The organism is Acidocella sp. C78 (genome assembly GCF_907164655.1).
Window position 1 is genome coordinate 1 of record NZ_CAJQZK010000106.1, and the last position, 3,128, is coordinate 3,128.

A 3,128-nucleotide genomic window follows, 5' to 3' on the forward strand; every position below is an offset into this window, starting at 1 on the left:
GCACCGGCAGCGCCTCGGTCTCGCCGCCGAAAGCGGGCGCACCGCCTGATAGCCGCGCAGCAGCGCGCGGGATTTCGTGATGTTGAAGCTGAAATCCGGCTCGAAGCACCAGGCATTCAGGCACACCGCGATGTCGTAGGCGTAAAGATCGGTCGCGGCGAAATAGAAATCGATCAGCCCCGAAATCGCGTGGTCGAGGAAGAACACGTTGTCGGGGAACAGGTCGGCATGGATGTGCCCGCGCGGCAGCGCCGCCGGCCAGGCGCGAGGGTGGCCTCCAGCGCGGCGCGCACCTCCCCGGTCAGGCCCGGCAGCACCGCATCGCCGCTGTCGCCGCAGCGCCCGAGCAGCGGCGACCAGCCCTGCGGGCCGAGCGCGTTGGCGCGGGTGGGCGCGTAATCCTCGCCGGCCAGGTGCATCCGCGCCATCGCCGCGCCGAGCGGGCCGCAATGCGCGACCGTCGGCCGCCGCGGCCACACGCCCGGCAGGAAGGTGGTGATCGCCGCGATCCGCCCGGCCAGCTTGTTGAGATTGGCGCCATCGCGCGCGCGCACCGGCAGCGGGCAGGGCAGGGACTTCGCCGCGAGATGCTCCATCAGCCGAGAAACCACGGCAGCTCCGCCGGATCGACCCGCCGCTCATAGAGCGTCAGAATGAAGTCCCCCGCCGTGGTGCGCAGCGAATAATTGCTGTTCTCGACCCCCTCGGCGATGCCGCGAAACGCGACCACGCGGCCGATGTCATAGGCTTCGAGGAACGCGGCCAGCGCGTCGTCCGTCACTTCGGTATAGACTGCCATGGGGTGGGAGATGACCGATCGCCGTTTTGATGGCAAGGGAGGGTTAACAAACCGGATGGAGACAGCGTTGACCCGCATTGCCCGCCTTGCCGCCCTGCTCGCCCCGCTCGGTCTTGCCGCCTGCGCCAGCGGGCCGGGCCCGAAGCTCGACTGTCCGCAGGTCGCGATGCTGCAACAGGCCGATCGCCTCGTCCGCGTCGCCGGTGCCGCCGACGATGTCGCGGCGCGGATCGTCGATGCGTGGGTCACGGGTGTCGCCGGCAAATGCGCGCCGCATGGCGATGCCGGCGAGCGCGTCGTCTTCCGCATCGGCTTCGCCGCGACCCGCGGCGTCGCCGCCCGGCAGAACCGCTTCACCCTGCCGTATTTCGTCGCGATCACCGAGGGGGATCGCATCATCGCCAAGCAGGTCTATCCGGTCCGTTTCGACTTCCGCCACGGCGCCACCCAGGCGGTGGCGACGACGAAGCCGATCCGGCTCGATTTCCCCCGCGCCCCGCGCAGCGCCGCCCAGCAGGTGCTGGTCGGCTTCCAGCTCACCCCGGCCGAGCGCGCCGCCGCCCGCGCGGAGCGCGCGATGACCATCGCCGCCCCCGAGGTCATGGCCCATCACGCGGGGGCCGACTATCTCGACTGCCTGCGCCGGCTGCACCGCGCGCTCGCCCCGCGCCGCTATCTCGAAATCGGCGTCTGGCGCGGCGAATCCCTCGCCCTGGCCGAGGCCGAGAGCCTCGCGATCGACCCCGATTTCCAGCTCGACCGCGACGTCCTCGCCGGCAAGCCCGCCTGCCATCTCTATTCCTGCGGCAGCGACGATTTCTTCGCCCGGCACGATCCGCTCGCCATTCTCGGCGGCCCGGTCGATCTCGCCTTTCTCGATGGCATGCACCGGTTCGAGTTTCTGCTGCGCGACTTCATCAACACGAGCATGTCTGCCACCGCCGCAGCGTGATCGCGCTGCATGACTGCCTGCCGATCGACCCGCGCATCACGCTGCGCGACCAGAACCCCGAGCTGCGCCGCGATGCCGTGGTGCCCGGCTGGTGGGCCGGCGATGTCTGGAAGATGGCCGTGCTGCTGCACCGCCACCGGCCGGACCTGCGGCTGCTCGCACTCGATGCGCCGCCCACCGGCCTCCTGCTGGTCTCCGGGCTCGACCCTGCCAGCCGCCGCCTCGAGGAGACCTACGAGGCGATGGTCGCGGAGATGATGGACACCGATCTCGCCGCCTTCGGCACCGCGCGCCTGTTCGCGCTGCTTGCCCCGCGCCCGACCGCGCTGCTCGACGATCCCGCCGCCCTCGACGCGGCGCTGTTCGCGTGAGCCCGCCCTTCGAAGGCGCCGCCCTGGTCACCGGCGGCGCGAAGCGACTGGGTGCGGCCATTGTCCGCGCCCTGGCGCAGGCCGGCTTCCCGGTCGTCATCCACCACCGCGCCTCCGCCGCCGAGGCCGAAGCCCTCGCCGCCGAACTGCGCGCGCAGGGCGGGGCGGCGCATGTCCTCGCCGCCGACCTCGCCGATCCCGCCGCGGTCGAAACCCTGATCGGCCGCGCCGCCGCGCTCGCCGGCCCGGTCAGCGTGCTGGTCAACAACGCCTCGCGCTTCGAGTTCGATTCGGCGTCCAGCGTCACCGCCGGCTCGATCGCCGAGCACATCGCGCCCAACCTCGCCGCGCCCGTGCTGCTCGCGCGCGACATGGCGTCCGGCCTCGCCGGCCGGCCCGGCGTGATCGTCAACCTGCTCGACCAGAAGCTCGCCAATCTCAACCCCGATTTCTTCTCCTACACCCTGGCCAAGGCCGGCCTCGCTGCTGCCACCGAGATGCTGGCGATGGCCCTCGCCCCCGCGATCCGCGTCTGCGGCGTCGCCCCCGGCCTCACCTTGATCGGCGCGAAGCAGAGCGAGGAAAATTTCCGCCGCGGCCAGAGCGCCACGCCGCTCGGCCGCGGCTCGCAACCCGAAGACATCGCCCGCGCCGTGCGCTTCATCGTCGAGACCCCCTCGCTCACCGGCACCACGCTCTATGTCGATGCCGGCGAGCACCTGATGCGCCGCCAGCGCGACGTTTCGTTCAGCGCCGGATAACGCGGCGGCGAGGCCTTCCGCCCTTGTGCCGGCGGGGGGCGTGTCCTAATTGCGGCGGCATGACCGAAGACACGCTGAACGCCGGCCCCGACCACAAGACGGCCCGGACCCCCTGGCGGCTGGCAGCGATACGGCGCCCGCCTCCGAGGCTGAGCAGCTTGCCGCCGCCCACGAGCGGATCGCCGCCCTCGAAGCCGAGGCCGCCGACCTGCGCGACAAGTGGATCCGCTCCCAGGCCGACATGG

3 protein-coding genes and 2 pseudogenes are annotated in these 3,128 nt (G+C 71.5%); 4 read left to right on the forward strand and 1 reads right to left on the reverse strand.

Going from position 1 to position 3,128, the window contains the following annotated elements; genetic code table 11:
• Positions 1–799: pseudogene (locus ACIDOCELLA78_RS96700) on the reverse strand (homoserine kinase); the annotation flags it as partial.
• 67 nt (positions 800–866) lie between these two features.
• On the opposite strand from ACIDOCELLA78_RS96700, the gene ACIDOCELLA78_RS96705 reads away from it, so the two are divergent.
• The 4 genes and pseudogenes from ACIDOCELLA78_RS96705 to ACIDOCELLA78_RS96720 all read left to right on the forward strand — a co-directional run.
• Positions 867–1,751 carry a class I SAM-dependent methyltransferase gene (locus ACIDOCELLA78_RS96705; protein ID WP_249676894.1) on the forward strand — a complete coding sequence of 295 codons (885 nt, stop codon included), beginning with the start codon at positions 867–869 and terminating at the stop codon, positions 1,749–1,751.
• The gene (locus ACIDOCELLA78_RS96710) at positions 1,748–2,122 is read left to right on the forward strand and encodes a hypothetical protein (protein WP_249676895.1); all 375 of its coding nucleotides are present in this window, start codon (positions 1,748–1,750) and stop codon (positions 2,120–2,122) included. The genes ACIDOCELLA78_RS96705 and ACIDOCELLA78_RS96710 overlap by 4 nt, the downstream gene beginning before the upstream one ends.
• Positions 2,119–2,883 (forward strand): SDR family oxidoreductase, encoded by a 765-nt coding sequence (locus ACIDOCELLA78_RS96715; protein WP_201729865.1) that lies wholly within the window; start codon positions 2,119–2,121, stop codon positions 2,881–2,883. The genes ACIDOCELLA78_RS96710 and ACIDOCELLA78_RS96715 overlap by 4 nt, the downstream gene beginning before the upstream one ends.
• A gap of 49 nt (positions 2,884–2,932) precedes the next feature.
• Positions 2,933–3,128 (forward strand): annotated as a pseudogene (locus tag ACIDOCELLA78_RS96720) (hypothetical protein); the annotation flags it as partial.